General features: G+C 71.1%; 19 protein-coding genes, 1 tRNA gene and 1 riboswitch. Of the genes, 13 read left to right on the top strand and 7 right to left on the bottom strand.

All coding sequences use genetic code 11. The annotated features are described in order from the left end of the window. Window positions 1-105 precede the first annotated feature (105 nt). From FS770_RS00645 to FS770_RS00635, 3 genes are all read left to right on the top strand, one after another. Window positions 106-178, top strand: a tRNA-Ala gene (locus FS770_RS00645). Window positions 179-569: 391 nt separating this feature from the next. Then, window positions 570-1136 (top strand): NADPH-dependent FMN reductase, encoded by a 567-nt coding sequence (locus FS770_RS00640; protein ID WP_186366654.1) that lies wholly within the window; start codon window positions 570-572, stop codon window positions 1134-1136. Window positions 1137-1203: 67 nt separating this feature from the next. Further along, entirely contained in the window at window positions 1204-2241 is a 1038-nt protein-coding gene (locus tag FS770_RS00635; RefSeq protein WP_244944666.1) for an arsenic resistance protein, read from the top strand. A 254-nt stretch (window positions 2242-2495) separates the two neighbouring features. On the opposite strand, the gene FS770_RS13645 is transcribed toward FS770_RS00635, so the two are convergent. Beyond that, a complete protein-coding gene (locus tag FS770_RS13645) occupies window positions 2496-2645 on the bottom strand; it encodes a hypothetical protein (RefSeq protein WP_186366653.1) in 150 nt (49 codons plus the stop codon). Window positions 2646-2648: 3 nt separating this feature from the next. Continuing rightward, window positions 2649-2909 (bottom strand): hypothetical protein, encoded by a 261-nt coding sequence (locus FS770_RS00630; protein ID WP_144942605.1) that lies wholly within the window; start codon window positions 2907-2909, stop codon window positions 2649-2651. 120 nt (window positions 2910-3029) lie between these two features. On the opposite strand from FS770_RS00630, the gene FS770_RS00625 reads away from it, so the two are divergent. The 3 genes from FS770_RS00625 to FS770_RS00615 all read left to right on the top strand — a co-directional run bounded on the left by FS770_RS00625 (window position 3030) and on the right by FS770_RS00615 (window position 9982). Next, window positions 3030-3983, top strand: coding sequence for an alpha/beta hydrolase family protein (locus FS770_RS00625; RefSeq protein ID WP_244944665.1), 954 nt, complete (start codon window positions 3030-3032; stop codon window positions 3981-3983). A gap of 369 nt (window positions 3984-4352) precedes the next feature. Then, a complete protein-coding gene (locus FS770_RS00620) occupies window positions 4353-8555 on the top strand; it encodes a Pls/PosA family non-ribosomal peptide synthetase (RefSeq protein ID WP_244944664.1) in 4203 nt (1400 codons plus the stop codon). Beyond that, window positions 8552-9982 (top strand): DUF418 domain-containing protein, encoded by a 1431-nt coding sequence (locus FS770_RS00615; RefSeq protein WP_144942606.1) that lies wholly within the window; start codon window positions 8552-8554, stop codon window positions 9980-9982. Before FS770_RS00620 ends, FS770_RS00615 begins: the two co-directional genes overlap by 4 nt. 37 nt (window positions 9983-10019) lie before the next feature. Here the strand turns inward: FS770_RS00615 and FS770_RS00610 are convergent, their stop codons facing one another. Both FS770_RS00610 and FS770_RS00605 read right to left on the bottom strand, forming a co-directional pair. Continuing rightward, on the bottom strand, window positions 10020-10802 hold the full coding sequence (locus tag FS770_RS00610) for a 4'-phosphopantetheinyl transferase family protein (RefSeq protein ID WP_145009235.1): 783 nt from the start codon (window positions 10800-10802) through the stop codon (window positions 10020-10022). After that, a complete protein-coding gene (locus FS770_RS00605; RefSeq protein WP_244944663.1) occupies window positions 10799-11584 on the bottom strand; it encodes a thioesterase II family protein in 786 nt (261 codons plus the stop codon). Before FS770_RS00605 ends, FS770_RS00610 begins: the two co-directional genes overlap by 4 nt. A 344-nt stretch (window positions 11585-11928) precedes the next feature. On the opposite strand from FS770_RS00605, the gene ybaK reads away from it, so the two are divergent. From ybaK to FS770_RS00580, 5 genes are all read left to right on the top strand, one after another. After that, window positions 11929-12438 (top strand): Cys-tRNA(Pro) deacylase, encoded by a 510-nt coding sequence (ybaK, locus tag FS770_RS00600; protein WP_145009233.1) that lies wholly within the window; start codon window positions 11929-11931, stop codon window positions 12436-12438. A gap of 105 nt (window positions 12439-12543) precedes the next feature. Beyond that, window positions 12544-13425, top strand: a complete 882-nt coding sequence (gene efeU, locus FS770_RS00595; RefSeq protein WP_145009231.1) for an iron uptake transporter permease EfeU — start codon at window positions 12544-12546, stop codon at window positions 13423-13425. 89 nt (window positions 13426-13514) lie between these two features. Beyond that, window positions 13515-14681 carry an iron uptake system protein EfeO gene (gene efeO, locus FS770_RS00590; protein WP_244944662.1) on the top strand — a complete coding sequence of 389 codons (1167 nt, stop codon included), beginning with the start codon at window positions 13515-13517 and terminating at the stop codon, window positions 14679-14681. Between the two features lie 5 nt (window positions 14682-14686). Beyond that, window positions 14687-15991 (top strand): iron uptake transporter deferrochelatase/peroxidase subunit, encoded by a 1305-nt coding sequence (efeB, locus tag FS770_RS00585; protein ID WP_144942610.1) that lies wholly within the window; start codon window positions 14687-14689, stop codon window positions 15989-15991. Window positions 15992-16292: 301 nt separating this feature from the next. Then, entirely contained in the window at window positions 16293-18014 is a 1722-nt protein-coding gene (locus FS770_RS00580; protein ID WP_144942611.1) for a purine-cytosine permease family protein, read from the top strand. Window positions 18015-18113: 99 nt separating this feature from the next. Here the strand turns inward: FS770_RS00580 and FS770_RS00575 are convergent, their stop codons facing one another. The 3 genes from FS770_RS00575 to FS770_RS00565 form a co-directional block, all read right to left on the bottom strand. Further along, window positions 18114-19523 (bottom strand): NtaA/DmoA family FMN-dependent monooxygenase, encoded by a 1410-nt coding sequence (locus FS770_RS00575; protein ID WP_144942612.1) that lies wholly within the window; start codon window positions 19521-19523, stop codon window positions 18114-18116. A gap of 107 nt (window positions 19524-19630) precedes the next feature. Beyond that, window positions 19631-21133 carry an MFS transporter gene (locus FS770_RS00570; RefSeq protein WP_244944661.1) on the bottom strand — a complete coding sequence of 501 codons (1503 nt, stop codon included), beginning with the start codon at window positions 21131-21133 and terminating at the stop codon, window positions 19631-19633. Between the two features lie 45 nt (window positions 21134-21178). Next, window positions 21179-21297, bottom strand: a riboswitch (SAM riboswitch). 278 nt (window positions 21298-21575) lie between these two features. Further along, a complete protein-coding gene (locus FS770_RS00565; protein WP_145009229.1) occupies window positions 21576-22226 on the bottom strand; it encodes an NAD(P)-dependent oxidoreductase in 651 nt (216 codons plus the stop codon). Between the two features lie 195 nt (window positions 22227-22421). On the opposite strand from FS770_RS00565, the gene FS770_RS00560 reads away from it, so the two are divergent. Further along, window positions 22422-22832 (top strand): hypothetical protein, encoded by a 411-nt coding sequence (locus tag FS770_RS00560; protein WP_244944660.1) that lies wholly within the window; start codon window positions 22422-22424, stop codon window positions 22830-22832. Window positions 22833-22914: 82 nt separating this feature from the next. Beyond that, complete coding sequence (locus FS770_RS00555; protein WP_145009225.1) at window positions 22915-26553, top strand: DNA polymerase III subunit alpha; 3639 nt, start codon at window positions 22915-22917, stop codon at window positions 26551-26553. Window positions 26554-26556 lie beyond the last annotated feature (3 nt).

Genomic DNA, 26556 nt, shown 5'->3' with positions numbered 1-26556 from the left:
GTTGTTCCGGGGAACTGGAAGCGCAAAGCCCCTCAGCGGGTGCACGGAAGACTCTTCCGGGCGAACGCGGACGGGCAGGCCGTGGTAGAGTTTTCCGAGTCGCACGGGGCTATGGCGCAGCTGGTAGCGCACCTGCATGGCATGCAGGGGGTCAGGGGTTCGAGTCCCCTTAGCTCCACGAAACAGGGAAACCCCTCACCGAGACGGTGAGGGGTTTTTCGCGTGCCCTGGTGCCCCTGGCTCGCAGGTGTCGAGGTGACGCGCGCCCGGCTGTCGTGGACCAGGGGCACAGGTGGTGGCGCTGCCCCTGGCACTCGGCGCTGTCCCCGTTCGTGCAGCTCTCCAGGGTGGAGGTCAGCGTCAGCCCCATGCTCTGCCTGAGGTCGGCGGTGGCGGACTCGTCGACTGCCTCAAGGAGGCTGGCACTCTCGTGGGCAATAACGTGCATTCCTCACTCGCCTTCGAGCGTCCGCGCGTCCACCAGCTCCATACCCGTGAGCGCGTACGAGGGCCACCCGGACACCGCCTCTCTTAGGGAACGGACGCCCGGGAACGGGGGAGCACCTCCCATGAAGGCGATCGTCATCATCGGCAGCACGCGGCCCGTCCGGGTGGGGGGCCAGATCGCTGGGGTCGTGGACCGGATCAGGAGCGAGCGCGGCGTGGACACGAAGGTTGTGGATCTGAGCGAGCTGAACCTGCCACCGCTCAACGAGCCCCAGGTCCCCGCCACCGGGCAGTACGCCCGTGAGCACACCCGCAACTGGGCCGCCACGGTCAGCGGCGCGGACGCCGACGTCGTGGTGACGCCCCAGGACAACGACGGCGACCCCTCGGGCCCGAAGACCGCGATCAACGCGCTCTACAACGAGTGGCAGGGCAGGCTCGGCGCTATCATCAGCTACGGCGGTCGCGGTGGCGGCATGGTCTATGACCAGTTCGCCCAGGTGCTCTCCCTCGTGGGTCCGCAGCTGGACCCCGAGGGTGAGAAACTCTTCCAGTCGCGGGACGACTACGGGGAGAACGGCACGTTCACCGACGCGGAGGCCGCCGTCGGCGCCCAGGCGGCCGAGATCGCGGCGCTTGTGGACCGGGTGATCGCCGCCATGTCAGAGAAGGACGGCGCGCAGGGTTGACGACGCCGCCGCGGGACGGGAGAGCGCCTGTGGCCCGGGGTGCTGACGGATGGAGGCGGATCACCGCGTGAACGACTGGCTGCAGCGCCACCAGGTGCTCCTCTACCTGCTCGCCATCCTGGTGGGCGCGGCGGCCGGGTGGTTCGTGCCGGGCTCGGGCTCCCTGGCCAACCCCGCCGTGACGCCCCTCCTGGCCCTGCTGCTGTACGCCACCTTCCTCGGGATCCCGCTGCGCCACCTGGGCCGGGCCCTGCGTGACTGGAGTTTCCTGGGGACCGTGCTCGCCCTGGACTTCGTGCTGGTGCCGGTGGTCGTGCTGGGGCTGGTGCACCTGTTCGGCATTGAGGGGCCGCTGCTCACTGGGGCCTTGCTGGTTCTGCTGGCGCCGTGCGTGGACTACGTCATCGTCTTCACGGGCCTCGCCGGTGGTGCGGCCGAGAAGCTGCTCGCCGCCGCACCGGTGCTCATGCTGCTCCAGATCCCCGTGCTTCCTCTGCTCCTGTGGCTCTTTCTCGGGCCCGAAGCCGCCGCCTCTCTGCACTGGGGCACCTTCGCCTGGGCGCTGCTCACCTTGATCCTCGTGCCGCTGGCGCTCGCGGCCGCGACGCAGTGGGTGACGGCACAATGGACGACGGCGCGGCGGGCAACGGCGCCCGCCCGCCTGCCCTGCGCGTGGGAGGGTTTCGTGGCGGCGGCCATGGTGCCGCTGATGGTGCTTGTGCTCGCCACCGTGGTGGCCTCGCAGATTGCCGGCGTGGGTGCAAGGGTGTCGGAGCTCGCCCCGCTGGTTCCCCTCTACGCCGCGTTCGCACTGGTGATGACGGCGGTGGGCTGGGGTGTCGGGCGGCTCGCCCTGGGACCGGCTCGCGAGCGCCGGGCGGTGCTCTTCACCGGGGTGACCCGCAACTCGCTGGTGGTGCTTCCCCTCGCCCTGGCTCTGCCGGGCGGCTCGGGGCTCGCACCCCTCGCGGTGGTCACCCAGACGCTCGTGGAGCTGCCGGTGATGGTGGCCCTGGTGTGGGCCGTCCCCCGGCTGGTCCCGTTGCGTGGGGCGCAGAGGCCGGGGGACGGGGCCGAAAAACTGCAAGTCTCCAGCGAAACCTGAAAATCGCCACGGGGCGATGTTTCGAGTTTCACCCGAGACCTGAAAGGAAGTGACTGGGCCGACCGCCGGGTGGGGGAATCGGGGTGGTAACCAGCCCGCCGAAGCGGGCGCGGCGCGGCAGGGCCCGGGGGAACGGCGGCGTTGTCCGCGCCGGCGGAACCGGCCTGGTCCGGGAACTCGACGTAGAGGTTCGGGCCGGAGATCGGGAAGTACATGCCGTCACCGTGGGCCATGTCGTACTCCGTGGCACCGGATCAGTTGACGTACGTGTCGTCCAGGGATGCCTCGATCTGGTACCCCTCGTCGCTGAGGTCCGTGAGGTGCAGCCCCGCACGGTCCACGAACGAGACCGGGACGTTGGACCTGGAGGTCGTCTCCGCCTCGTCGTCGCGGTCGTGGACCACCTGTCACTTCTGCTCGTCCGAGAACGTGGCCAGGAACGCCTGCGCGGACTCGGCCGTCTCGGAGATCGTGCTCGCGGTGGTGGAGCCGTCTGCCGTCGCGTCCTCGGTGGTCGCGTCCGTGCTCGGCACGCTGGTCTTGGTGCTCGCCGTGGCCACGGTGGATGAGGACGCGGCGTTGGCCGGTGCCGAGCAGCCGCTGAGCAGGAGGCTGGAGGACAGCGCGAGGGTCGCGGACCAGACGGCGGTTTTGGGGAGGATCTTCATGGCGGGGCTCCCGTTCGTGACGATCGGTGGTTGACGTGCTCCACGCTAGGAACGGGCCCTGTGCCGGGTTGAGTGCGCGGCTGTGCCGGGGCTGTGACTCTGCGGGGTACGATCTTCGCCATGCCCACCGGTCCTTCGAGGACGGGCACGAAGCGAGCCCGGTGGCGGATCGTTGCGGTACTGGTTCTCCTGCTGGTCCTGATCGCCGCCGCCGTGCTCGTCGCCGTGGACCCGTTCACCTCTGCGCAAGCGCCCACCACCGACTGCACCCGCTACGGTCTCTCCGACGACGACTCCCGGGCCCATCCCCACACCGTGACCCTGCCCACCCAGCAGACGGACGAGGACCAGACGCAGGCCGGTGCGCTGGGTGCGCTGCAGCAGTCCTTCACCTCCAACGGCACCACGAGCAGGTACCACGTGGTGGACGGCGGGGTGGACACGAGCCGCCCCGTGGGCCTGGTGGTGGACCTGCACGGGGACGGGGGCGCGGAGTTCACCGAGCCCGGTGGACGCACCACGTGCCTGGCCGCGGTGGCGGCGTCCCACAACGCACTGTTGGTGGTCCCCCTGACACCCGACTGCACCGGCGACTGCACGTGGTGGCGGGACCTGCGCCCCAATCTGCGGTGGCTGCGGGCCCTGGTCACCCAGCGGCTGCTCACGGACCTGCCCGTGCAGAAGGACCGCGTGAGCTGGCTCGGCTACTCCGGTGGCGCCGAGATGCTCAGCTACGGGGTGCTCAGCGGCGCCCGGGATCTCGTGACCGGCGGTGCGGCAATGGTCGGCGGTGGCGGGTCCCCCGGATCGCTGATGAGCTCGGCGGACGAGCAGCAGAAGAAGGACCTGAAGATGTGGTGGTTCACCGGCGCGGACGACGACGGCACGGACCCCAATTCGGACTTCGACGCCGTGGAGGCCGCCACCCGGGGTCAGCGCTTCTACGAGAATCGCGGATTCCAGCAGACCCGGCTGGAGCTGCTCGCCGGGCACAATCACTTCGACATGCCCGACGCCGCGATCCTGGACGAGCTGCTCTCGGCCGAGGACCCGGCTGCCTCGCCGACCGGCTGAGCCCGCGCGGCCGCCGGGACCCCTGCTGGGTGCTCGACGGGAGACCCAGCGGAGCGCACGGCACGACATGGGTGTCACACACCACAGACGGAGAAGACATCCAGCGTGTTTTCTGACACAATGCCCCGAATCTCCTGAGTATTGCCCCGGCCAGGGCACATACCGTATTCTTGAACCACCATCTGGGCCAGCAGGGGGATTTTTCAACGCTGGAAACCGCGGCGCGTTCAAGGATGCCGCGCTGTCGTCGAGGTCGGGGGACCTGGGGGACGTCAAAGAAGCATCCACAACACACATGTGTCTCGTTCGGAGAAACGCGTGTGTCTCCTCCTGCGCCATCGGTCCTTAGCGAGGGGGAGAGTACACGCAGTGGACAGCCAAGAATCAACAAGCGGGGCACACGCCGCAGGTGCGGGCATCGGCCCGGACCGGGCCGTGTACCCGGTGGAGCAGCCACCGGAACCGCGCACCCTGGTGGACATCGTCCTGGACACCGTGGAGCAGTACCCGGACGCGATCGCGCTCGAGGACGAGAACGAGAGCGTGCCCTATGGCGAGCTCGAGGACCGTATCGAGACCCACGTGCAGCGGCTGTGGGATCTCGGCGTCGGCCGCGGAGACCGCGTGGGCGTGCGCGTCCCGTCCGGCGGGGTGGACCTCTACGTGGCCATCCTCGCGACCCTCTTCGCCGGCGCGGCCTACGTGCCCGTGGACTGGGACGACCCGGACGAGCGCGCCAACACGGTGTGGGAGGAGGCCGGCGTCGCCGCCGTCTTCGGCCAGGGCCTCGAGCTGACCCGCAACCCCGCGGTCACCCCGGGCGAGCAGACGGAGACCCCGCGCACCCGCGACGACGCCTGGATCATCTTCACCTCCGGCTCCACCGGCAAGCCCAAGGGTGTGGCCATCAGCCACCGCTCCGCGGCCGCCCTCGTGGACGCGGAGTCCCAGATGTACCTGCAGCGCCGCCCGCTGAGCCCCGGTGACCGCGTGATGGCCGGGCTCTCCGTGGCCTTCGACGCCTCGTGCGAGGAGATGTGGCTCGCGTGGCGTCACGGCGCCACCCTGGTGCCCGCGCCCCGCAAGATCGTGCGCTCCGGCCCGGACCTCGGCCAGTGGATCGTGGACAAGCAGATCACTGCCGTCTCGACGGTGCCCACGCTCGCGTCCCTGTGGCCCAGCGAGGCGCTGGACCGGGTGCGCCTGCTGATCTTCGGCGGGGAGGCGTGCCCCCTGGAACTGACCAAGCACCTCGTGCGCCCCGGACGTGAGGTCTGGAACACGTACGGACCCACCGAGGCCACCGTCATCGCCACGGGTGCCCTGCTCACCGGTGAAGCGCCCATCCGCATCGGCTTGGCCGTGCCCGGGTGGGAGCTCGCCGTCGTCGACGCCGAGGGCGAGCCCGTGGCCTGGGGCGAGACCGGCGAGCTAATCATCGGCGGCGTGGGCCTGGGCCGCTACCTGGACCCGGAGAAGGACGCCGAGAAGTACGCACCGCTCGAGTCACTCGGCTGGGATCGCGCCTACCGTTCCGGGGACGTGGTGCGCGCCGATCAGGAGGGCATCGTCTTCGCCGGGCGCGCGGACGACCAGGTCAAGGTCTCCGGGCGGCGCATCGAGCTCGGGGAGATCGACACCCAGATGACCCAGGTCCCCGGCGTGAAGCTCGGCGCGTGCGCTGTGCACTCCACCCCGGGTGGCGGAAGCGTCATCGCCGGCTACCTCGTCCCCGAGTTCGAGGGTTCCGTGAACCTCTCCGAGGCGCGGCGCTGGCTCGTGGAGCGGCTGCCGGGCCAGATGGTCCCGGCCCTGTGCCTCATGGACGAGCTGCCCATGAAGACCTCCGGCAAAGTGGACCGCAAGGCCCTGCCCTGGCCGCTGCCCGCCTCCAACGAGGACGGCTCCGCGCCGCTGCAGGGCGATCTCGCGTGGCTCGCGGAACTGTGGGCAGACCAGCTCGGCCCGCTGCCCTTCACCGCGGACAGCGACTTCTTCGCCATGGGCGGCAGCTCGGTGGCACTCGCCCGCCTGGTCTCCGCCCTGCGCAAGACCCACCCGGACACCGAGATCGCCAAGATCTACTCGCACCCCACGCTCGAGTCCATGGCCGGCTACCTGGCCACGCTGGGGGAGTCCCACGACCACAAGCGGGACCCCGAGCCCATCCCCGCCTCCGCAGGATGGCTGCAGGGCGCGTTCCTGCTGCTGCTCAACGTGCTCAATGGCTTCCGCTACGTGGTCGGCTCAGTCATCGTGGTCTGGATCCTCGCCGTGGTCGCGGACGCCGGCTGGGTGCCCAAGCCGCCCCTGTGGCCGCTGATCATCGGGTGGCTCGTGATGTTCTCCCTACCGGGGCGCGTGCTCATCGGCGCGGCCACGGTGCGCCTGCTCACCGCCGGACTCAAGCCCGGGCACTACCCGCGCGGCAGCTGGAACCACGTGCGCGTGTGGGCCGCCGAGCGCCTGGTGGTCTACAACAAGTACGACGTTCTCACCGGCACGCCCATGGCGCGCGGTCTGCACCGGCTGTTCGGCAACCGAATCGGCAAGGGCGCCCACCTGTACAACACTCCTCCCGTCACCGGGCTGGTGAGCGTGGGCGAGAACTCCACGGTGGAGTTCGAGTCCGACCTCTCCGGCTACTGGCTGGACGGGGACGTCTTCCACGTGGGGGCCATCGAGGTCGGCAACGACGCCCGTGTGGGCACCCGCACCCTGCTGGACCCCGGAACCCGCGTGGGCGACGGCGCCGAGGTGCTGCCCGGCTCGCACGTCACCCACAGCATCCCGGACGGGGAGCTGTGGGGCGGCTCCCCGCTGCGCTACCTCGGCACCGCCGGGCTGACCTGGCCTGAAGGCTCCCCGGAGTCCACGGGTGGGCTGAAGACGTGGGGCAAGGGACTGTCCTACCTCATGTACAGCCTCGGCGCGGTCCTCGTGGGCGTGCTGCCGCTGCTCGCGCTGATCCCCGGGGCGCTGATCGTGCTCACCCAGGTCATCCACATCCAGGAGTACGAGATCGTGTTCCCCATCGTGGCCGTGTGGGTCCCGGTGTTCACGGTCGTCACCGCCGTGGTGTGGCTGCTGCTCGTCGTGGCGGTCGTGCGCCTGCTGGCCGGGACCATCGTCCCGGGCTACTTCCCGCAGGACAGCAAGGTGGGGTGGGCCATGTGGCTCACCGAGACGCTCATGCAGCGCACCCTGATCTCCACCTACCCGATCTACGCCTCGTGCATCACCCCGTGGTTCATGCGCCTGCTCGGTGCCAAGGTGGGGCGCAACGTGGAGATCTCCACCGCGGAGACCATTCCGCACCTGACCACGCTCAAGGACGGCTCATTCCTCGCGGACCACGCCCTGGTGACCTCGCACCGCGCTGGCTTCGGCTGGCTGCACGTGGGCACCTCGGTGATTGGTGAGCGCACCTTCGTGGGCAACTCTGGCATCGTGGGACCGGACCGGGACCTCCCTGCGGACGCGCTGGTGGCCGTGCTCAGCTCCGCGCCGTACCATGCCCCCGCCGGGTCCTCCTGGCTGGGTCGCACCGCGGAGCCGATTGCCCGGGCGAAAACCGAGGCGGACTCGGAGTCCACGTTCCAGCCGCAGCGCCGTCTGAAGGCGGCCCGCGCGTTCGTGGAGATCTTCCGCTTCCTGCCCGCCATGGTCTCGGCCTGGCTGGACCTGATCATCGTGTACGTGCTCACCGTGATCTACATGTCCCACGGCATGGGCGCCAGCGGCGTCGTGGCTGCGTTTGCGTGGTCCGGCGTGGTGCTGACCGTGGCGAGCACCGTGGCGTGCCTGGTGCCTGTGCTGGTCAAGTGGGCCCTGATGGGCCGCTTCCGGGCCTCGGAGCGCCCCCTGTTCAGCTCCTTCGTGTGGCGCAACGAGCTCACGGACATCTTCGCGGAGTCCCTGGCCGTGCCCTCCATGATCCGGCTGAGCGTGGGCTCGCCCATGTTCAACGTGTGGGCGCGCCTGATGGGCTCGAAGATCGGGCGCAGCGTGTGGTGCGAGACCTGGTGGCTGCCCGAGTTCGACCTCGTGCACCTGGAGGACAACGTGTCCGTGAACCGCGGCACCGTGCTGCAGACCCACCTGTTCCACGACCGCATCATGCGGATGGAGCCGGTGACCATGCGCCGCGGCTCCACCCTGGGGCCCAACAGCTTCGTGCTGCCGGGCGCCACGATCGAGGAGCGCACCACCGTGGCACCGGGCTCACTGGTGATGCGCCAGGAGACCGTGCCCTCGGACGGCAACTGGGGCGGCAACCCCATCCGCCACCTCGAGGCCGGTGACCAGGTGGTTAGCGCCATGGTGGTGCCCACCCCGGCACTGCCCACCGCCGGTGCCGCCGGCACCGGCACGTCGGCCACAGCGGCGTCGGCCACCCCGGGCTCCGGTGCCACCACGCACGGTGCCACGGAGCCCGGTGCGACAACGAGCAGCATGCCCGCCACGGCGTCGTCGCCCCGTACCGCAGGGTCCACCGCGGTGCCCTCGGCCCACACGGCCACCATCCCCCTCGGGGAGTCAGCCGCCCAGCACAAGGGAGCCACCGAATGACCCAGCAGAGTGTGAATGACGACGTCGTGGAAGGCGACCTCCCGCTCGGGCAGCGCCCGCAGCCGGGGCGCCGCCCACCGCGTGAGGTGTGGTTGGGGGACCGCGGGGACGAGGGCCGCACGGCCGCCGAGAGTGGACTGTGGACCCATGCCACCCCGGTGGTCACCGCCCCGCCGCGCTCCACCTCCGCGCCCCGTCACGGGGCGGTCACGCGCAACGAGACCAGTGCGGACGGGCGGCGCACCAAGCGCCGCATCATGGGCGTGGACGTGGCCCGTGGCTTCGCCCTGATCGGCATGATCGCGGTCCACGTGCTGCCCGCGACCCACGGCGTGGACGAGGAGCCCACCCTGCAGTGGAGCCTGTTCGCCGGCCACTCCGCCGCACTGTTCGCCACCCTGGCCGGAGTGAGCCTCGCGTTCATGACCGGCGGACGCCACCCCCGTAAGGGCAGGGAGGGCCACCGGGCGCGCGTGTCGATCCTCGTCCGCGCGATCGTGCTGTTCCTCATCGGCATGACCATAAACCTGCTGGACCTGCCGGTGTACAACATCCTGATCTACTACGGTCTGATGTTCCTGGTGGCCATCCCGTTCACGCTGATGACCGTTCGGTGGCTGCTTGCCTCCTCGGTGTTCTTCGCGGTGGTCATGCCGTTCGTGATGCAGTGGTCCCTGTCCGTGCTGCCCGCGCACGTCTACGGCAACCCGAGCTACGCGGAGCTGTTCACGGATCCGGGAGCTGTGCTCGCGGAGCTGTTCCTCACCGGCACCTACCCGGCGCTGCCGTGGATGACGTTCATCTGCCTGGGCATGGCCCTGGGCCGGCTGCCGCTGTCCCGTGACCGGGTGCAGGTGCTGCTCGTGATCGTGGGTGCCGTGGTGGCCGCCATCGGCTGGGGGGTGTCCCTGCTGATGCTGTGGCGCTTCGACCTTGAGGACGCCCTGCTCCAGGCGACCCCGTGGATGACGTGGGAGGACGTGTGGACCATCCAGGCCTTCGGCCCGGACCCCCAGATGCCGAACACCACCAACCTGTGGCTGCTGCTCTCCGGGCCGCACACCAACACCCCGTTCGCGCTGTTCAAGAGTGCGGGCATGGCCATGATCGCGCTGGGCATCTTCCTGTTGCTCAGCCGCGTGATCGGCAAGTGGTTGACCTGGCTCGGCGCCATGGGCTCCATGACGCTGACCCTGTACGTGAGCCACCTGGTGTTCCTGTCCTTCGTGTGGACGGACGGCACGCCGTGGTTCTGGTACTTCGTGCAGATCGCGGTCGCGGCGCTGTTCGCGGTGGCCTGGCAGAAGGCGCTGGGCAACGGACCGCTGGAGCGGCTGGTCACGAAGGTGTCGAAGGGCGTGGCCGCCGCGGTCGTGCCGGTCAAGAAGGCGCCGCCGCGACGTCGTGCGGAGACCCGCGCGCGGTGAGCACCCGGTAGCGCGCACCGCATCCGAGGAACGGACCTCAGCCCTGCGGGGCGGGGTCCGTTCGCCATGCCACGGCCAGCCGGGCGTTCTCCCGGGTGCTGGTGCGCACGTCGCCCACGGTCCAGTCCGGGCCGTAGGTGGCGCGGGAGCGGGTGCCCACGTTGATGCTCGCCGGGTCCCGTGCCAGGCCGGTCTGCCAACCCTTCACGAGCGCCTCCACGCGCACCCATGCGCGGGTCACCGCCACACGACGACGCCGCCCGCGCAGTCCCGCGAGCCGGGCGCGGTCTGCGGGGTGCAGGATATCCAGGAGCACGTCCGCCTCCACCTCGCTCTGCAGCCTCTCGACGTCGACGCCCACCTCGCGCAGCGCGGTGACCACCGCCACGAGACCCGCCGTGCGGGAGACCGAGAAGTGGACGGGGCGCAGAGCTCCGAGGGCGGGGGACCAGCCGAGTTCGGGGCCCGCGTCACCGCCCCGCCCGGCCACGGCACTCGCGCGGCCGTGCACCTCGCGGGGAGCGCCGGTGCGCGGGTCGTGCGTCACGGGGGCGTCCCCGGGGGCGCAGCCCAAGCGGTGGCCGAGCACGTGGCGCAGGGCCACGCGGGAGACCACGAACAGCTCCCTTGCGGAGGTCTCCTGGATCCCGCGGGCGCGGGCGAGCTCCTCCGGGGAGAGACAGCCCGTTGCGGACTCGACCCAGGCCGCGACCTCGGACAGCGGCAGCACGTGCAGGGTCAGGTCTGCAGGGGCTCCGGGCACTCGGCGGCGCAGCTGCGCCCAGACGGGCTGGGCCACGGTGACGGTCCGGGCGCTCACAGGGCGCCGTCCGCGGACTCGTCCAGGGCGGCGTGGAGCAGGTCCGGGTGCGCATACAGGCCGTGGTGGCCACCGGGGACCTCCAGGGTGCGCACGGCTCCACCCGTGCAGCGGGCCCACCCAGCCATGGCCTCGGCGGTGGCGCCGCCGTCCTCGCGGGCGTGCACGAGCAGCAGGGGAGTCGCCAGGTGCGGGGGCTGTCCGTCGTAGGACAGGGAGGCGCGCAGGTCCGCTCGCAGCGGGGCGAGGACCATCTCGCGCAGCCCGGGATCGGTGAGCAGCTCCTCGGGGGTGCCGCCGAGGGCGAGCAGCCAGGCGGCCAGCGCGCCGTCGTCCTCCAGGATCGCCGCGAGCTGCGGGTCCGGAGCTGGCGGGGTGGCTTTGGCCGAGAGCACCACGCGCTCGAGGCGCCCCGGGCGCAGCCTGTCCAGGGCGGCGGCGAACTCCACGGCGGGCAGCGCGCCGAAGGAGTGGCCGAGGACCGCGGTGGGAACGCCGTCGGCGTCAAGCACGGGAAGCAGGGCGGCGAGTGCCTCGTCGATGGCGCCGCGCACGCTCACGGGGGTGGGGTCGCCCATGCGGGACTCGCGGCCGGGGCGGCGGTGGACGACCACCTCCGTGCCGGGGTGTAGCAGTGCTCTGCCGCTGAGCCCGCCGCCGCCGGCGTGGGGGAAGACGAGCAGCCGGCGCCGGGGAGCGGCGCCGGCCGCGGGGAAGCGCTCGAGGGCCGCCGGGTGCGGCTCGGGCAGCGGGGTGGTGCCGGGGGCGTGTGTGGTGGCCAACGTCCCGAACCTCCTGGGTCCTGGTGGGGCGCCCCCGCGCAGCCAGCCGCCGCGTGCGGCAAGGGCCCGGGGCTGCGGTGCGCGGTGATCGGGGGATCGTCGCGGGCCTGCTGTGGGGCGTACGGTGCGCGCAGAACGGGGAGGTGACGGGGGCGGTGCCGGGGGAGCACTCGTCCGTGCGGCGGGAGGGTCGTAGGCTCGTTGACCGTGACCCCGCAGGTCTCGGGGAGGTCCGCTGGAGGAGCTCTCGCCGCGCGGGCTGGTCACCACAGTACCCAAGCACACCGGGTACCGCCCCAGAGCGGGCTGGACACCGCCCGGGTGGAGTGTGAGAGGAGAGCGAGATGGCGAAGAAGAAGCACGGCGTGTCGGCCACCCCGGCCACCCTGCAGCTCACAGCGGCGGGGGTGGAGTTCGAGGAGCGGGCCTACGAGCACGACCCGCGCGCGGAGTCCTACGGGTTGGAGGCAGCCCAGGAGCTGGGGGTGGAGGCCCGCAGCGTGTTCAAGACCCTCGTAGTGGAGCTCGACCACGAGGGCTTCGGGGTGTGCGTGGTGCCGGTGGAGATGCGCGCGGACCTGAAGGCCGCGGCCGCCGCACTGGGTGCCAAGAAGGCAAAGCTCGCGCAGCCGGCGGACGTGCATCGCCTGACCGGGTACGTGCTCGGCGGGGTGAGCCCGCTGGGCCAGCGCACCAGGCTGCCCACGGTGGTGGACGAGAGTGCCGGGAAGCTGGAACGGGTCTACGTCTCGGGCGGTCGCCGGGGTCTGGACGTGGGGCTCGCACCACAGGACCTGACTCGGCTCACCGGTGCCGTTGTGGCCCCGGTGGCCGCCCCGTTGCGACACGGCTGACACGTCCCCGCACAAACCCCGAAGGCCCCAGAACCGCGGCGTTCTCGTGGTACTTTGAGATCATATTCTTAGGTGTGCCTAACCTCATGGGCGGAAGACGGGGACATGTTCCAAACTTTTCTGATCGGCCTGCGTGAGGGTCTCGAGGCGGCGCTGATCGTCGCGATCCTCATGGGATACCTCAAGCGGGTGGGGCAGCATTCGGCGCTGAAGCCCCTGTGGACGGGGGTCGTTGCGGCGATCCTCGTGGCCCTGGGGTTCGGCGCGCTGCTCACGTTCGGTCCCTCCACCCTGACCTTCGAGGCCCAGGAGGCCATCGGCGGATCACTGTCCATCATCGCAGTGGGCTTCGTCACGTGGATGATCTTCTGGATGGCCTCCGCTTCCCGCGGGCTCAAGAAAGAGCTCGAGTCCCGCGCCTCTCTGGCCGTGCAGGGTTCCACCGTGGGCATCGTGGTGCTGGGCGCGCTGACCGTGGGCCGCGAAGGACTCGAGACCGCGCTGTTCCTGTGGGCCGCCACCCGCGCCACCGGGAGCAGCGGAGGGATGCTCGCCCCCGCGCTTGCGGCGGTGCTCGGCATCCTCGTGGCCGTGCTCATCGCGTGGGCCATCACCCGCGGACTGCTGCGGCTGAACCTGTCCACCTTCTTCCGCTGGACCGGCGGGTTCCTCGTGATCGTGGCCGCCGGGGTGCTCGCCTACGGCTTCCACGACCTGCAGGAGGCCGGGATCCTGCCAGGGCTCAGCGCCCTGGCCTTCGACCTCTCCGCCACGATTCCTCCCACGAGCTGGTACGGCGTGCTGCTGAAGGGCGTCTTCAACTTCTCCCCGGCCACCACGTGGCTCGAGTTCGCGGCGTGGTGGCTCTACGTGCTGATCGTCATGCCGCTGTTCATCCGCCGATCCCGCTCCGGACGAGCCCGGCCCACCGCCGCAGTGAGCACGACGTCGCACCCCGCGTCCGACGCAGCCGCGGCCACTGCTTGAACCACAGTCCCGCCCGCGGCCACACGCCCCCGCAGCGAGAACTCACAGACCCATCCCACTGCCGTCGACGGCCGAGACCGAGGACCGCCATGCCCCGCACCGCTATGACCCTTTCCGCCCTGGTGACCGCCACCGGGCTGCTCTTCGCCCTCTCCGCGTGCCAGCCCAACGACCAGTCCGGCGCCAAGGACGACGGCACGATTTCCGTGACGAGCACCGACGACAAGTGCGAGGTCTCGGCCACCGAGGCGTCGTCGGGAACCCTGCGCTTCGACGTCAAGAACGACGGCTCGAAGGTCACAGAGTTCTACCTGCTGGGGGAGGACGGGCTGCGGATCGTGGGCGAGGTGGAGAACATCGCCCCCGGCCTGAACCGCACCCTCACCGTCTCCGCACCGGAGGGCAAGTACTTCACGGCCTGCAAGCCCGGGATGGTCGGTGACGGCATCCGCGGGGACTTCACTGTGACCAAGGGTGAGGCCGGGGACCAGGCGGATGCCCAGGACAGCCAGCTCAAGGACCAGGCCACCAGCCAGTACGCGTCCTACGTCAAGGACCAGGCCGAGCAGCTGCTCTCAGGCACCAAGGAGTTCGCGCAGGCCTACAAGAACGGCGACGACGACAAGGCCCGCGAGCTCTACGCCCCCGTGCGCATGCACTGGGAGCGCATCGAACCGGTCGCCGAGTCCTTCGGTGACCTGGACCCCAAGCTGGACCTTCGCGAGGCGGACCTCGAGGACGGCCAGAAGTGGACGGGCTGGCACCGCATCGAGAAGGACCTGTGGCCGCCGGCCACCGGGTACACGGCTCTCGCACAGAAGGATCGCGACGCCCTGGCCGACCAGCTCGTCACGGACACCCAGACCCTCCACGACCGCACCCGCGACATGACCTTCACCGCGGACCAGCTCTCCAACGGTGCCAAGGAGCTGCTCGACGAGGTCGCCACCGGCAAGGTCACTGGCGAGGAGGAGACCTGGTCCCACACGGACCTGTGGGACTTCCAGGCCAACGTGGACGGTGCCCGGATCGCGTACGAGGACCTCTCCCCGCTGCTCAAGAAGCGGGACACGGAGCTGGACTCCACCCTGAAGACCCGGTTCAAGGACCTCCAGAAGCTGCTCGACCAGTACAAGGAGGGCGACGGCTTCGTGACCTACGACAAGCTGAGCAAGGACGACGTCAAGAAGCTCTCCGACGCCGTCAACGCCCTGTCCGAACCCCTGTCCACCGTGACCGACAAGGTCGTGGAGTAACCAGTATGAACGAGGCACCACGGGACGAGCACCCGACCACTACCCGCCGCGGGTTCTCCCGGCGCGCCCTGCTCGGCACGGGCGCCGGGGCGCTCGCCGTGGGCGCGGGGCTGGGTGTGGCGGGGCCTCCCGCGGTTGCCGCACTGCAGGACACGCTCGGGGACCGCGCCCCGGACGACGTCGTGGACTTCCACGGCGAGCACCAGGCCGGGATCGTCACGCCCGCGCAGGACCGGCTGTGCTTCGCGTCCCTGAACGTGCTCACCAAGGACCGTGACGAGCTGATCGGGCTGCTCAAGGACTGGACGGCGGCGTGCCGGCGGATCACCCAGGGCCTGGACGTCACCGAGACGGGCTTCGACGGCGGCTCCGAGTACGCCCCGCCCCAGGACACGGGGGAGGCCCACGACCTCTCGGCCGCCCACCTCACGGTCACGGTGGGATTCGGCCGCTCCCTGTTCCAGGACTCCTCGGGCAGGGACCGGTTCGGTCTTAAGTCCAGGCTTCCGGAGGGGCTGGTCGAGCTGCCCCACTTCCCGGGGGACAAGCTCGAAGACGCGCGCACCGGCGGAGACCTGTGCATCCAGGCGTGCGCCGATGACCCGCAGGTGGCCGTCCACGCCGTGCACAACCTGATCCGCATGGGCTTCGGAGTGGTCTCCACCCGCTGGATGCAGCTGGGCTTCGGCCGCACCTCATCGACCTCCACCGAGCAGGCCACGCCCCGGAACCTCTTCGGCTTCAAGGACGGAACCGCCAACCTCAAGGCCGAGGACGCCTCCGCGATCCAGGACCACGTGTGGGTCACCGACGACTCCTGGCTGCGCGGCGGCACCTACCTGGTAGCCCGGCGGATCCGGATGATCCTGGAGACGTGGGACCGGGAGTCGCTCACCGGCCAGGAGAAGATCATCGGGCGCACCAAGGGCAGCGGGGCACCGCTGTCCGGCGGCGAGGAGTTCACGCCCGTGGACCTGGGGATGATGGGCTCCGGCAACCAGCCGATCGTGCCCGAGGACTCCCACGTGCGCCTGGCCCACCCGGACACCAACGACGGTGTGCAGATGCTGCGCCGCGGCTACAACTACGCGGACGGCACGGACACCGTGGGCAACATGGACGTCGGGCTGTTCTTCATCGCCATGGTCAAGGACCCCGCCACCGGTTTCGTGCCCATCCAGAAGAAGCTCGCCCGCCAGGACGCGCTCAGCGAGTACCTGCGCCACACCGGCTCCGGGCTCTTCGCCGTGCCCCCGGGGGTGTCGCAGGACGCGGCGGACTACCTCGGGCGCCCGCTCTTCGAGGCCTGAGCGCCGCTCGCTACGACGTCGCCGCACTGGCCGTTCGCGACGTCGCCGCCCCGCGCCGTCGTGCCCGGCGGCCGCGACGCGCCCCTCGGGCCGGGACACCGCCCGCCGGGCGGGGCGCTGTCGACAGATCGTTACACGCAGGCCCTGGGCGTCACACGCTGCACTCAGGCCGTCAACACGCCGGAAACACGACCGCGTCAGGATCGAGGCATCCGCGGACACCGCGGGTCCCCGGGCGTGCCCCGCCCGGTGGGGATCCCGCTCCGGGGTCAGCTCCCGTGAGCGACGAAAGGACGGCGGCATGTCCCTGGACGTGAAATCCCGCAGTGAACTCTCCCCCTCGGAACCACCCGGCACCAGTCCGGGTGCCGGGGCTGCAACGGCCGGCACTGCAGAGGGCGGAGCCCGCTCGGCCGCGAAGGAGAGCCTGGAGGACTACACCCTGCGCTTCGCCCCGCGCTCCTACCGGCAGTGGGGACCGGGTGTCGTGGCCACGAGCGCGCTGGGCGGCATCGCCTACCTCGCCGACTTCTCGATCGGCGCGAACATCGGCATGGCCCACGGCACCACGAACGCCCTGCTGGGGATCCTCCTGGCCGCCGTGATCATCTTCGTGACGGGGCTGCCGCTGGCGTACTACGCGGCCCGCTACAACCTGGACCTGGACCTGATCACCCGCGGCTCCGGTTTCGGGTACTACGGCTCGATCATCACCAACGTCATCTTCGCCACGTTCACGTTCATCCTCTTCGCGCTCGAGGGCTCGATCATGGCGCAGGGGCTCGAACTGGGCCTGGGGATCCCCAAACCCGTGGGCTACGCGATCGCCACGATCATCGTGATCCCGCTGGTGATCTACGGAATGAAGTCCCTGGCCCGGGTGCAGGTGTGGACCACCCCGCTGTGGCTCGTGCTGATGGTGATCCCTGTGGGCTACCTGGTGGTCTCGGACCCCTCCTCGGTGGGGGAGTTCCTGGACTACCGCGGTGAGAGCGGGCAGGGCCCCAGCTTCGCCGCCGTGATGCTCGCCGCCGGCGTGTGCCTGTCGCTGATCGCGCAGATCGCGGAGCAGATCGACTACCTGCGCTTCATGCCGCCCAAGACGGAGGAGAACCGCGTGGCGTGGTGGCGTGCCGTGATCCTGGCCGGGCCGGGGTGGGTGGTCTTCGGGGCCGCCAAGCAGATCACCGGGCTGTTCATCACGGTGTACCTGATCGCGCGCCTGGACCCCGCGGCGTCGGCCACGGCCAACGAGCCCGTGCACCAGTTCCTGGGCGTCTACCAGCACATGATGCCGGGGTGGCTGGCCATGGTGCTGGCGGTGGTGCTCGTGGTGATCTCCCAGATCAAGATCAACGTGACCAACGCCTACTCCGGGTCCCTGGCGTGGACCAACTCGTTCACCCGCGTGACCCGCACCTACCCCGGGCGCCTGGTGTTCGTGGGCGTGAACCTGGCGATTGCGCTGACGCTGATGGAGCTGAACATGTTCGACTTCCTCAACACGGTGCTCAGCTTCTACGCGAACTGCGCCATCGCGTGGATCGTCACGGTGGCCACGGACATCGTGGTCAACAAGCACGTGCTGGGCCTCTCGCCCAAGGTCCCCGAGTTCCGCCGGGGCATGCTGCACAACTGGAACCCCGTGGGCCTGGTCTCCCTGGGCCTGTCCGCCGGGATCTCGATCGCCATGTTCTTCGGGGCCTTCGGACCCGGGATCGCCCCGTTCTCCCCGATCTTCGCGGTGCTGATCGCGCTCGTGGCCACTCCGCTGACGGCGATCGCCACCCGCGGGCGCTACTACCTGCGCCGCACGGACGACGGGATCGAGCTGCCCTACACGGACGCGGACGGCAACCCCTCCGACGAACTGCTCACGTGCCACGTCACCGGCCTGGACTTCGAGCGCCCGGACATGCTGCGCTCCAACGAGCCGGGGCCCGACGGCGAGGTCCAGCACATCTCCTCCCTCGCCCTGGCCACGGACAGGACCGGACGGTACGTGCTGCCCGCCCAGCCCTGAGCACGTTCCCTCCCCGCCGGCCCCGTCCGGCACCCGGTGACGCGGGTGCCGGACGGGGCCTCCGGGGTTCCAGGGCCCCGGATGACGACGCCGCCCGGCTCAGCTGCGGTGCGCGGCCCCCGGGTGGTCCAGCGGCAGCCGGGGCCCGGCACCGCCGAAGACCTCGCGGGCGGAGGGAACTCGCGCCGCGCCGTCGTCCCCTGTACCGGAGTCCCCGGCGCCGCCCACGGTGGCCGCCGGTGCCAGCACACCCCGCTCGCGCAGCACCGGCGCCACAAAGCGCCCGAAGCGCTCGAAGTCCGCGGGGCGCACGCACGCGTTGACGTTGAAACCGTCCACGTCCGCGACCCGCGCCCAGCGCTCCAGCTCGTCCGCGATCTCCTCCGGGGAGCCCGTGATCACGGGACCTCGACCGCCGATCGCCACGAACTCCGCCACGCGCCGTGGCGTCCACGAGGCGTCCGGGTCCATGGTCGTGAACGACGCGAGCGCCGACCGGTTGGCGTCCGTCTCGACATGCTCCAGTGGAGCGTCGGGGTCCGCATCGGAGAGGTCCACCCCGGTCCACCCGCCGAACAGCGCGAGAGCCGCGGGCACGTCCACGTACCGGGTGTACTCGGCCAAGCGCTCGTGGGCCGCGTCACCCGTCTCGGCCACGACGACGGCGACGTTCGTGAACGCCTTGACGGAGCGTGGATCGCGCCCGGCGGCTTCGGCCTCCTCGCGGAGCCTGCCGGTCCACCGGGCGACGTGCTCGGGCGTGGGACCGGAGAAGAAGACGGCCTCGGCGTGCTTCGCGGCGAACGCGAGCCCACGAGGGGAGGCCCCCGCCTGGAAGAGGTACGGGGTGCGCTGGCGGGTGGGGGCCGTCAGGGAGGGTGCGGTGACGTCGAAGTACGTGCCGTGGTGGCCCGCGCCGCGCACCTTCGCGGGATCCACGACGACGCCGCTGTCCCGGTCCGCGGCGTACGCATCCTCCGCGTAGGAGCCCTCCCACAGGGCGTAGACCACGTCCATGTACTCGTCCGCGCGGTCGTAGCGCTCGTCGTGGGGCAGCTGCGTCCCCAGACCGAGGTTGCGCGCGGCGGACTCCTGGTAGGAGGTCACCACGTTCCACGCGATGCGTCCGTCCGTGAGGGCGTCAAGGGTGGCGAAGCGCCGGGCGAGGTCGTAGGGCGCCGCGTAGGTCACCGAGGCGGTCACTCCCACGGCGAGGTGCTCCGTGGCCCGTGCGAGCAGGGGCGCGAGCAGCAGGGGATCCAGCTGGGGGACCTGCACCCCGCCGCGCAGGGCGGCGTCCGGGGTGCCGCCGTAGACATCGTAGAGCCCGAGGACGTCCGCGAGGAAGATGCCGTGGAACCCCGCTGCCTCGATCGTCCTCGCCTCCCGCTCCCAGTGGGTCGGTGAGACGTAGTTGCGGGACTCGTCCTCGGGGTGGCGCCACAGCCCGGGGGACTGGTGGACGGGCACGGGCATCTCGAACGCGTTGAACAGCAGCGGACGGGGCATGGGGGCCTTTCACGGGGACGGGTGATGGTGCGGACGGTCGGGAAGCGGCGGTCCGAGCCGGGCGGAGCGGCGCTCGGGCAGGCGGGCGACGTCGTCGGACCGGGCGCTCAGGAGGGGACGGGCACGGGGACTGCCCGGGCGCCGTCGGCCACGGAGTCCCGCGCCATGCGGGCGGTGACCACGGAGACCACGGCGAGGACGCTGAGGTAGCCGCACAGCAGCCACGGCGTTCCCCCGCCGCGCGCCACGAGCCACGCGGCGATCATGGGGGTCAGCCCGCCCGAGAGGATCGTGCCCACCTGGTAGCCCAGGGAGACCCCTGAGTAGCGCAGGTGCACGGGGAACTGCTCGGCGAACAGTGCCGCCTGGGGGCCGTAGATGCTGTCGTGCAGCACGGCCAGGCCCACGAGGTACACGAACGGCAGCAGGGCCAGTGGGCCGTGGTCCAGGAAGAGGAAGTAGGGCCACACGAACACGCCGACCAGTGCGGCCGCGATCCCGGAGATCCGGCGGCGGCCCACACGGTCCGAGAGCCATCCCCACAAGGGTCCGCCCACGATCCCCACGGCCGCCGCGATCAGGATGGAGACCATGACCCACTGGCTCTGACCGCGGTGCTGGGTCACGTAGGTGAGCGTGTAGACGGTGAGGACCGAGAAGATCGCCGGCTGGACCATGCGCTGCCCCACGCACACGAGCACACCGCGCGGGTATTCGCGCAGTACCTCGCGCACGGGGGAGACGGCGCGCTTCTCCTCCGCCCTGACCTCGCGGAACTCCTCGGCATCCGTGACACCGGCGCGGATGACCAGCCCGATCACCACGAGCACCGCCGAGAACACGAACGGCACGCGCCAGCCCCACGCCTGAAACTGCTCCGGCGTGGTCACGGCCTGCACCACGGCGAAGAACGCGGTGGACAGCAGCATCCCCGCCGCCGAGCCGACCTGCGTGAACGAGCCGAACAGCCCCCGCAGCCCGGAGGGGGCGTGCTCCACCGACAGCACGGCCGAACCACCCCACTCCATCCCCGCGGAGAGCCCCTGCAGGATCCGGCAGGCCACCAGCAGCACCACCGCGGCCCAGCCGATCCGCCCAAAACCGGGCAGCAGACCGATCGCCGTGGTCGCCAGCCCCATGGTCAGCAAGGACGCCACGAGCAGCGCCTTGCGCCCGATCCGGTCCCCCAGATGGCCCGCGATGATCCCGCCCAGGGGACGGAAGAAGAACGCGATCGCGAAGGTCGCGAACGAGGCGATCACCGCTCCCACGCCCGAGCCCTGCGGGAAGAAATAGTGGTTGAACACCAGGGCGGCCGCCGCCCCGTAGAGGTAGAAGTCGTACCACTCGATGGTCGTGCCCACGAACGACGCCGCCAGCACCCGCTTCTTCGAGCGCACCGCTGCGCCCGCGGCCCGCAGGCCGCTAGAAGCAGCAGCGGGAGACAGGCCTGGGGCGGTGCCGTGAGGTGTGCTGGGGGTGGCACCGGGGAGCTGCGCCTCGGCAGCGGCGGTGCGCGCGGCGTCGTCGTGCCCGCCACTTGTTGTAACGGTGCCCGCGGGGCGGGGCAGAAGAGTCTCGTCGGTGCGGCCGGATGCGGCGTGGCCCATGAACAGTCCTTCAGACCGGGGCGTCACGAAGCGCAGGGGAACCGGACGCCGTCCTTGCCCGCACCGGTGTGGTCACGGGCCGAATCATCACCTGGGGCACCCCACGACAGCGTCAGAGGGTTGCCGTCCGGCCAGCCAGGGCTGTTGGGCCGGAACTCGTGATTCCTGTACCACCACACAACCACACCCGCCGCGGGGCGGACAACCCGGGACCCGCCGCACATGACGCCGTGTGGCACGGATCGGGGCACGGTGGGTGCAGCAGGGCTGCAAGGGTCTGGGGCACTGGGCCCCGGGGGCACCGAGGACGCAGGAGAGGTGGGAACGGTGTGCGGCCGGGTGCTGGAGAAGCCGGGTTGCCTCGCTATGCGGCCCTCCGGCGCTCCACCCACCACTCGCCCCCCCCCGCGCCGGCTACGGGCCGCGCGCAGTCGTCAACCGCTCAGTAGGCCACCCCGAAGCGCTCGCGGTGGTGCGCCGGGCGCTCCACCTCGTCGAGGAACGCCTCCCCGAAGTCCGCCCCGGAGATCACCGAACGCCCCGACTCGTCGGTGAGCAGCACCTCGCTGCTCGTGCGGTAGGAACCGGTGTGCTCGCCGGGGTTCCACGCGCCGAACTCTCCGGCGGGGGAGATCACGAACCAGTCGAAGGACTCGGGGGTCTCGGCCAGGTCTGTCATCACGGTCTCGACCTCCACGGAGTCCCGGCGCCACTCAGGGTTGAAGTCCGGGGCGTCGTAGACCTTCGGGCCGCCCTCGCTGACCCGCAGGGAGCCAGCCCCGCCGACCATTCCGAAGCGGATGCCCCGGGCCATGGCCTGCTCCGCAATGCCCTTCTCGACGGCGCGCATCACGCCCTCTCCGGCCAGCGTGCCGCGCGGGGACAGGGCGGTGAGCACCACGTCCGTGCCCTCCAGGGCTGCGGCCACCACGGTGGGGTCGGCGACGTCGCCCGTGCGGTACTCGACGCCCGCCACCGGGTGCTCGGGGGCGTTCCTGCTCCAGGCGGTGACCTGGTGCCCGCGCCGGACACCCGCCGCTGCGATGTTGCTCCCGGCGTATCCCGTGCCGCCCAGGACTGCGATGCGTGTCATTTACTTGCTCCTTCTCCGTGCTCCGGACACCAGGGGCGGTGCCGGTTCACAGGAGAACTTCGCGGGCAGGCGGGGTATTCCGGGTGGAGGGTGCGGTGGGTTGGAGCGCGTCGAGTCGCTTATGCGTGTCGGACGGCCTTGGCACCGTCTCAGGAGTCGAATAAAGTTTCGAATATCCGGGGAGGACGGAACGCCATGACTGTGGTGGAGAGCATGGAGGTTGGGTCCTGGGAGGATCCGTGGGACTCGGTGCCGGTGATCGGCGCGGGGGTCAGGGCGGCGCCCAGCAGGCAGGGGCGTGAGCTCATCCCCGAGGGCACTGCGGCCGAGGTGGTCGTGCGCTGCAACGGTGCCGGTGTGCCCCGGGAGGTGGTCCACCGGGGGGGCGTGCACCACGTGGTGGAGCCGCCCGTGCGGTGGTACGAACGGCGGAAATGGTGGGAATCCGAGGATCGCGTGCCCCGTGAGTCCCGCATCAGCATGGTGGACCGGGAGCTGTGGCAGGTTCAGGCGCTGCGGGGCGGGGCGGCCGTGCCCTGCACCTTCCGGCTCGTGCGCAACCAGGTCTCGGACCAGTGGCAGCTGCTCGGGGTGACCCTTGGGTGAGCGGCCGGTGGAGCGGCCCGGAGGTGCTGCACCAGGACCCGCAGCACTTGACAAGTATTCGAATAAAGATTCGAATACGTCCATGCACTTCCCTCATCTCCACGTGGCCTCCGCCTTCAGCGCCCACTACGGTGTGGCGCGCCCGGAGGAGCTGGCGGCCACCGCAGCGGAGCAGCGGGCGGAGATCCTCGCGTGCACGGACCGGGACGGTCTCTACGGCGCGGTCAAGCACGTCCTGGCGTGCCGGGAGCACGGCCTCTCTCCCGTGCTGGGGGTGGACCTCGCGTTGCTCGGCGCGGGCCGTGCGGGCGTGGCGGGCACCCGCGGCGGGCAGCGACGTCGCCCGCTGCCGCCCCGGGTGCTCGGGCGCGTGGTGGTGCTGGCCACGGGAAACAACGCCGGGGCCGGCTACGCCGCCCTGTGCCGCGTGGTCTCCGCCGCGCACCGCGCCCACGACCGGCACCAGGGCCACCCGATCGGTCTCACCACCGCGCAGCTGGCCCGCCACGTCCACCGGGCCGCGGCGCACGGGAAGCCCGGCCTCGTGGTCCTGGTGGGCCCGGACTCGGACGTCGGCAAGCTGCTCGCCGGGCGCCACTACCAGCCCGCGCGCACCGCCCTGGAACGGTGGCGCCGCGTGCTGCCCCCGGGAACCCTCGTGGTGGAGACCGCCACCCACCTCTCTCCCCAGGGAACGCCCCTGAGCACCGGCCACGCGGTGCGCATGCTCCAGATCGGGCACCGGGCGCAGCTGCCCGTGGTGCTGAGCAACGCGGTGCGCTACGCCCACCCCGGCCAGGCCGTGACCGCGGACGTGCTGGACGCCGCCCGCACCCTGATGCCCCTGGATGAGCTCGCGGGCGCGGACCGCGGCGTCCTGCAGCCCAACGGTCAGGGCTGGCTCAAGGACGACGACCGCATGGCCCTGCTCGCCCACGAGATTGCCCACGCCGCGGACCAGGGGGACGCCGGGCGGGACAGGCTGCTCGCAGACACCCACCACCTGGCCGAACGCTGCATCCTGGACCCCGAGCACGATCTCGGGATGGGCCGGTCCGTGATCCCGGAGGCCTCGGTCCTCGGGGTCCAGGGCAACCCGGACCGCGAACTCGCCCGCCGCTGCTACGCCGGCCTTGCACGCCTGCACGGGCACGAGGACTGGGACCGCACCGTGCCGGGACTCAACAGGGAGTCACTGCGCTCGCGGCTGGAACGGGAGCTGGACGTGATCTCCCACCTGGGGTTCGCGGGCTACTTCCTCACCGTGGGGGAGGTCTCGGAGCTGATGAGCGAGATGGACGTGCGCCACGCCGCCCGCGGTTCGGGGGTCTCCTCCCTGGTGGTGCACCTGCTCGGGATCTCCCCGGCGGACCCCCTCGAGTACGACCTCGTCTTCGAACGGTTCCTCTCCCCGCTGCGCCCCAATCTGCCGGACATCGACATCGACATCGAGAGCGCCCGCCGCCACGCCGTCTACCAGCGGATCTTCGAACGCTTCGGCCCCCGGCGCGTCGCCCTCATGAGCATGCAGAATGCCTACCGCTCCCGCGGGGCCGTGCGGGACGCCGGACTCGCCCTCGGCCTCGGCGCCCAGGACGTGGACCACGTGGCGGGCCAGCTGTGGCGCGTCCCCGGAGCCACCCTGCGCCAGGAGCTCACCCGCCGGCCCGAGCTCGCACCTCTCGCGGACAGACTGCGCGGCAACCGGCAGCTGGACCTGCTCGTGGACCTCACCGAACGCCTCGACCGGCTGCCCCGCCACATCTCCATGCACCCGTGCGGGGTAATCCTCTCCGACACCACCCTCCTGGACCGCACCCCCGTGCAGGCCAGCGGGATCGGACTGCCCATGTCCCAGTACGACAAGCACGACATGGACCCCATGGGCCTGATCAAGCTCGACGTCCTGGGCGTGCGCATGCAGTCCACCCTGGCCCACGCCGTCGCCGAGACCGCACGGCTGCACCCCCACGAGCCACCCCCGGACCTCGACACCATGCCCCGGGACGACCCGGACACCTACCGCCTGATCAGCTCCACTCACACCCTCGGGTGCTTCCAGATCGAGTCCCCCGGGCAGCGCGAGCTCATCGGCACCATGGGTCCGCAGGAGTTCAACGACCTCATCGTGGACATCTCCCTCTTCCGCCCCGGCCCCATGCAGGCCAACATGGTCCGCCCCTACCTCGACGCACGCCACGGCTGGTCCGCACCTCAGCACCTGCACCCGGACCTCACCGAGATCCTCGCCGAGACCCACGGGGTGGCCGTCTACCACGAGCAGATCATGCGCATCATGGACCGGATGACCGGCTGCGGCCTCGGCCGCGCGGACGTCTGGCGGCGCCTGCTCGGCTCCCACGGCGAAGCAGCCGTGGAGGCCGCCTTCCGCGACGCCGCCCACGGCCGCGGCTACACCCACCGCACCATCGACACCGTGTGGGAGCTGCTCCACGCCTTCGGCAGCTTCGGATTCTGCAAGGCCCACGCGGTCGCCTTCGCCGTGCCCACCTACCAGTCCGCATGGCTGAAGACCCACCACCCCGAAGCCTTCATGGCCGGCGTCTGGGAGCACGACCCCGGGATGTACCCCGCCCGCCTGCTCGTGGGAGAGGCCCGCCGCATGGGCATCCCCGTACTCGGCCCGGACGTCAACCGCAGCGGCGAGCACCACCGGGTGGAACCCGTCACACCACGCCCCGGCACGGTGGAACCCGCAGACCTCGACCACGGCATCCCCCACACCCAGGACGGTGCCTGGGGAATCCGCATGTCCCTGAACTCCATCACCGGCCTCAGTGCCGCCGAGACCGAACGTCTCCTCGCCGGACAGCCCTACAGCACCCTCGCCGAGGTCAAGACCCGCGCCCGCCCCACCCGCAGAAACCTGCAACGCCTCGCCGCAGCCGGCGCACTCGACACCCTGCTGCGCGGCGCTGGCACCCGCGCCTCCCACACCGACATGGTCCACTTCCTCCGTGAACAGGCAGAGCGCCCCGTCACCGGCAGACCCCCGCGCTCACAGCCGGGGGAGGGTCAGCTGAGCCTGCCCTTGGGGGACGTGGACCTTGCCGGCCTGCCCGCCCGGCTCGCCGAACCGAGCCCCGAGGAACGGGTCCGGGCGGAGATGGACACCATGGGCACGGAGGTCTCCGCCCACCTGATGGACTCCCACGCGCAGCTCATGCGCCGCTACTGCGCCACCCGCGCCGAGGACCTGCTGGGGCTGCGCAACGGGACCGAGGTGGTCGTCGCAGGGGTCCGCGTCTCCACCATGACCCCGCCCATGCGCAGTGGCAGACGCGTGGTCTTCATCTCCCTCGACGACGGTTCCGGGGCGGTGGACTGCACCTTCTTCGATGAGGCCCAGGCCGTCTCCGGCGAGGTGCTCTTCGCCCCCACGCTGCTGCTGGTCCACGGCCACACCCGCCGCACCGGCCCCCGGGGCATCGGCATCCAGGCCGCGCAGGCCTGGGACCTCTCCCGCCCCGAGACCCTGCCGGACCCCTCGGCCCTGCTCGGCTCCCGCCCCACCCCCGGACGCCCACCGCGGCGCAGCGCTCCCGAACGCCCCTCGCCCCGGCAGGTGCAGCCCAGCGCCCCCGAACCCGGCACCTCCGAGCCCAGCGCCCCTGCCTCGCACACCCGGGGGGCGCCCCATGACACATCACCGCACGCCGCACCCCGGCCATGGCGCCCACCCCCGCCTGTGGGAGACTGAGGA

Origin of the sequence: Kocuria salsicia (genome assembly GCF_007681555.1) — a bacterium.
GTDB classification, from domain to species: domain Bacteria; phylum Actinomycetota; class Actinomycetes; order Actinomycetales; family Micrococcaceae; genus Kocuria; species Kocuria salsicia.
The sequence above is the reverse complement of the archived record's forward strand: the minus strand, read 5'-3'. Positions and strand labels throughout refer to the sequence as shown.

What these genes read in the sequence shown, in the direction of transcription:
- FS770_RS00570 (WP_244944661.1), bottom strand. Translation starts at nt 21,133, where the DNA reads ATGGGCCACGCCGCATCCGGCCGCACCGACGAGACTCTTCTGCCCCGC.
- FS770_RS00560 (WP_244944660.1), top strand. Translation starts at nt 22,422, where the DNA reads ATGACTGTGGTGGAGAGCATGGAGGTTGGGTCCTGGGAGGATCCGTGG.
- FS770_RS00625 (WP_244944665.1), top strand. Translation starts at nt 3,030, where the DNA reads ATGCCCACCGGTCCTTCGAGGACGGGCACGAAGCGAGCCCGGTGGCGG.
- ybaK (WP_145009233.1), top strand. Translation starts at nt 11,929, where the DNA reads ATGGCGAAGAAGAAGCACGGCGTGTCGGCCACCCCGGCCACCCTGCAG.
- FS770_RS00555 (WP_145009225.1), top strand. Translation starts at nt 22,915, where the DNA reads ATGCACTTCCCTCATCTCCACGTGGCCTCCGCCTTCAGCGCCCACTAC.
- FS770_RS00575 (WP_144942612.1), bottom strand. Translation starts at nt 19,523, where the DNA reads ATGCCCCGTCCGCTGCTGTTCAACGCGTTCGAGATGCCCGTGCCCGTC.
- efeB (WP_144942610.1), top strand. Translation starts at nt 14,687, where the DNA reads ATGAACGAGGCACCACGGGACGAGCACCCGACCACTACCCGCCGCGGG.
- FS770_RS00630 (WP_144942605.1), bottom strand. Translation starts at nt 2,909, where the DNA reads ATGAAGATCCTCCCCAAAACCGCCGTCTGGTCCGCGACCCTCGCGCTG.
- FS770_RS00565 (WP_145009229.1), bottom strand. Translation starts at nt 22,226, where the DNA reads ATGACACGCATCGCAGTCCTGGGCGGCACGGGATACGCCGGGAGCAAC.
- FS770_RS00580 (WP_144942611.1), top strand. Translation starts at nt 16,293, where the DNA reads ATGTCCCTGGACGTGAAATCCCGCAGTGAACTCTCCCCCTCGGAACCA.
- FS770_RS00615 (WP_144942606.1), top strand. Translation starts at nt 8,552, where the DNA reads ATGACCCAGCAGAGTGTGAATGACGACGTCGTGGAAGGCGACCTCCCG.
- efeU (WP_145009231.1), top strand. Translation starts at nt 12,544, where the DNA reads ATGTTCCAAACTTTTCTGATCGGCCTGCGTGAGGGTCTCGAGGCGGCG.
- FS770_RS00640 (WP_186366654.1), top strand. Translation starts at nt 570, where the DNA reads ATGAAGGCGATCGTCATCATCGGCAGCACGCGGCCCGTCCGGGTGGGG.
- efeO (WP_244944662.1), top strand. Translation starts at nt 13,515, where the DNA reads ATGCCCCGCACCGCTATGACCCTTTCCGCCCTGGTGACCGCCACCGGG.